The 3,716-nt window shown below is 60.0% G+C and carries 5 protein-coding genes and 1 pseudogene; all 6 read right to left on the reverse strand.

Features of this window, described 5'->3' with window-relative positions:
- Positions 1-121 (reverse strand): annotated as a pseudogene (locus IV091_RS04540) (RNA methyltransferase); the annotation flags it as partial.
- Positions 118-741, reverse strand: a complete 624-nt coding sequence (rnhB, locus tag IV091_RS04545; RefSeq protein ID WP_293465717.1) for a ribonuclease HII — start codon at positions 739-741, stop codon at positions 118-120. The pseudogene IV091_RS04540 and the gene rnhB, both read right to left, overlap by 4 nt.
- On the reverse strand, positions 713-1,852 hold the full coding sequence (gene lpxB, locus IV091_RS04550; RefSeq protein ID WP_293465720.1) for a lipid-A-disaccharide synthase: 1,140 nt from the start codon (positions 1,850-1,852) through the stop codon (positions 713-715). Before lpxB ends, rnhB begins: the two co-directional genes overlap by 29 nt.
- 87 nt (positions 1,853-1,939) lie before the next feature.
- Positions 1,940-2,752, reverse strand: coding sequence for an acyl-ACP--UDP-N-acetylglucosamine O-acyltransferase (gene lpxA, locus IV091_RS04555; RefSeq protein ID WP_293465722.1), 813 nt, complete (start codon positions 2,750-2,752; stop codon positions 1,940-1,942).
- A 10-nt stretch (positions 2,753-2,762) separates the two neighbouring features.
- A complete protein-coding gene (gene fabZ / locus IV091_RS04560; RefSeq protein WP_293465725.1) occupies positions 2,763-3,203 on the reverse strand; it encodes a 3-hydroxyacyl-ACP dehydratase FabZ in 441 nt (146 codons plus the stop codon).
- The coding region (locus tag IV091_RS04565) for a UDP-3-O-(3-hydroxymyristoyl)glucosamine N-acyltransferase (RefSeq protein WP_293465727.1) at positions 3,178-3,716 on the reverse strand (539 nt) is incomplete at its 5' end. The genes fabZ and IV091_RS04565, both read right to left, overlap by 26 nt.

A 3,716-nucleotide genomic window follows, 5' to 3' on the forward strand; every position in this document is an offset into this window, starting at 1 on the left:
GCCATACCCGCTGCTGCTTTCGGTACGCCGTGCTGTCCTGGGAAAGCTTGCGCAACTCCTTGATCAGCGGGTTGTCGCGCGACGTGATCTGGGTCACCGGGACAGAAAAACCGCTGCTCATCGCAGCACCTCGGCCACAGGCGCAAACGACCTTCGGTGCTGCGGGCACGCGCCGTGCTCGCGCAGCGCAGCCAGATGCTTGACCGTGCCGTAACCTTTGTGGCCGGCAAAGCCATACTGCGGGTATTCAAGGTGGAACTCGGCGCACCAGCGGTCCCGGTAGACCTTGGCCAAAATAGAGGCGGCGGAAATACAGGGCACCAACGAATCGCCCTTGACGATGGCTTCAGCCAGCACGCTCAGCGTTGGCAGCCGGTTGCCATCCACCAGCACCTTGTTGGGCTTGAGCCGCAAGCCCTCCACCGCCCGCTTCATGGCGAGCATGGTGGCCTGCAAAATGTTCAGGGTGTCAATTTCTTCAACGCTGGCTTGCCCGATCGAGCAGCACAGCGCCTTGGCCCGGATTTCGTCGTAGAGCTTTTCGCGTCGCAGGGCCGTTAGTTTTTTTGAGTCAGCCAGCCCCTGTATCGGGTTGAGGTCGTCCAGGATGACCGCTGCCGCCACCACGGGCCCTGCCAGCGGCCCGCGCCCCGCTTCATCCACCCCGGCGATCAGTCCCGGCACGTACCAGGACAGCGGTGTTTGCGTTTGCTCAGGCTTCAAGTATTTTCTGGATTGCATTGCTGGCCAATTGTGAAGTGTCGCGCTGCAGTTCGGCATGCAGCGTTGTGAATCGTTGTTCAAGCGTCGCTATTTTTTCGGGTGCCGCGTATTTGGCGTCTACCCACTGCAGCAGCGCAGCCGCCAGCGCTTCGGGCGTGGCTTCGTCCTGCAGCAGTTCGGGGACGACAAAATCGCGGCAAAGAATATTCGGCAGGCCAACCCAGGGCTGCAGTTTTTTGCGCCGCATGATCTGCCACGACAGCCAGTTCATGTTGTAGGCAATCACCATGGGCCGCTTGAACAAGGCCGCCTCCAGCGTGGCGGTGCCGCTGGCAATCAGCGTGACATCGCAGGCGGCCAGCGCCGCATGCGACTGACCTTCCAGTATCTGCAGGTCGGCCCGCACACCGGCTTCATCGGCCAGCCGCTCAATCTGGTATTGAAGCCGGGGAATTGCAGGCACTATGAATTTAATAGCTGGTTGTACCCGCTTGACAAGCGCTGCGGCCCTAAAGAGGCGATTTGCGAGGTATTTTATTTCCGACTCGCGGCTACCCGGCAAAATGGCGATGACCGTGTCGCCCTCCTGCAACCCAAGCGTGCGCCTGGCGGCCGGCCGGTCAGGCTGCATGGGGATCACATTGGCCAGCGGATGCCCCACATAGGTGGCATCAATCCCATGGGCGGCCAGCAAGGCGGGCTCAAACGGAAAAATGCACAGCACATGGTCCACACTGCGCCTGATTTTCTCCACGCGGCCCGCTCGCCAGGCCCAGACCGCAGGACTGACAAAATGGACGGTCTTGATGCCTTGGCTTTTCAACGAAGCCTCCAGATCAAGATTGAAATCGGGGGCATCCACACCAATGAAAATGTCAGGACGCGGGCCTTGCCCGCCCAGCAGGCGCTGTTTCAGTTGCGTCCGGATTCCAACGATTTCACGGTAGTGGCGCAGCACTTCCACATAACCGCGCACCGCCAGCTTGTCACTGGGCCACCAGGCCTGAAAACCCCGGCGCGCCATCTGCGGTCCGCCTATGCCACTGCAGGTCAGTGCGGGCCAGCGCGCCTTGAGCCCATCAAGCAGCAAGCCCGCCAGCAAATCACCCGACGTTTCACCCGCCACCATGGCCACGTGTGGCGCGGACGGGATGGATGCAGGCCCACCGGCCTCGTTCCGGGTGGGCAGAGGGGGCGGCGCAATCGACATCGGCGCCTAGCGGACGATACCGCGCTGCGGAGCGGTTTGATGTAAAAAGGAAAGCATCATCTGCACGTCCGGCAACGATTCCGGGTACTTTTCAGTCAGTTCGGCAATGCGCACCTGCGCCTGCACCAGCGTCAGGTCGTCGCGGTACAGCGCCTTGTGCATGGCCTTGACAGCAGAAATTCGCTCACTGGAAAACCCCCGGCGCCGAAGTCCTTCAAAATTCATCGAGCGCGCCTGGGCCGGCTGGCCTTGCGACATCACGAACGGCGGCAAATCCGCCAGCAGCAGCGAACACATGGCGGTCATGCTGTGCGCTCCCAGGCGAACAAACTGATGCACCACCGTAAAGCCGCCCAAAATCACCCAGTCATCCACCGTGACATGGCCGGCCAACTGGGAATTGTTGGCAAAAATGGTGTGGTTGCCCACCACGCAGTCATGCGCCAGGTGGACATAGGCCATGATCCAGTTGTCATCGCCCACACGCGTCACACCGCTGTCGCCTGGCGAGCCGATGTTGAAGGTGCAAAACTCGCGAACGGTGTTGCGGTCGCCGATCACCAGTTCGCAGGGCTCGCCCGCATACTTTTTGTCCTGCGGAATCGCGCCCAGCGAATTGAACTGAAAAATCTGGTTGTCCCGGCCTATGGTGGTGTGACCCTCGATCACGCAATGCGCGCCGATACGGGTACCGGCCCCCACCCGCACGTGCGGGCCAATCACGGTGTAAGGCCCCACGGTCACGGAACTATCCAACCGGGCTTGCGGATCAACCAGAGCCGTGGCGTGAATGCCTGGTGCAGCAGCGGCCATCGTCATGTCGCCGCGCTCAGGCCAGGGTGCGCATGGTGCACATGAGTTCGGCTTCGCATGCAACGGCCTCGCCGACACGCGTGACGCCCTTGAACTTGAAAATGCCGGACTTCATGCGCGTCAACGCCACGTCCATGATCAATTGGTCGCCTGGCTCCACGGGCCGCTTGAAACGTGCGCCGTCAATACCGGCAAAGTAATACACCGTCTTGTCGTCGGGCGTCACGTCCAGGGTGTCAAAGGCGAGCAAGGCCGCAGCCTGCGCCATCGCTTCGAGCATCAGCACGCCCGGCATGACCGGATGATGCGGAAAATGGCCTACAAAAAAAGGCTCATTGATCGTGACGTTTTTGAGCGCCTTGATTCTGATTCCTTTTTCGATTTCAAGCACACGGTCAACCAGCAAAAACGGGTAACGATGCGGCAACTTTTTAAGGATTTGGTGAATGTCCATCATGATTTTTCTTGAATGTGCCTTGGATCTGCAATATGGATTTTTCAGCGTGCCGGAGTCTTTCACGCAAGACGTGAAGCTGCTTGAGCGTGGCTGCATTTTTTTCCCAGGCCGCATTGTCGTCGATAGGAAACAGGCCGGTGTAGTGCCCCGGCTTCAAAATGGACCTTGTCACGACGGAAGCCGCCGAGACATGCACATGGTCGGCCAAACTCAAATGGCCCAGCACCACCGCGCCGCCGCCCACTGTGCAGTGCGCACCAATGGTTGCGCTGCCCGCCACACCCGCGCAACCAGCCAGAGCCGTGTGTTTGCCAATGCGAACGTTATGCCCGATCTGCACCAGGTTATCGAGCTTGACACCATCTTCCAGCACGGTGTTCTGCAAGGCCCCCCGGTCAATACAGGTGTTGGCGCCAATTTCCACGTCATTGCCAATTTGCACCGCACCGAGTTGCTCAATCTTGACCCACTGGCCACCATGCGCAGCAAACCCAAAGCCGTCAGCGCCTATCA

The sequence above is a fragment of the Polaromonas sp. genome (genome assembly GCF_018780625.1).
Lineage (GTDB): Bacteria > Pseudomonadota > Gammaproteobacteria > Burkholderiales > Burkholderiaceae_C > Polaromonas.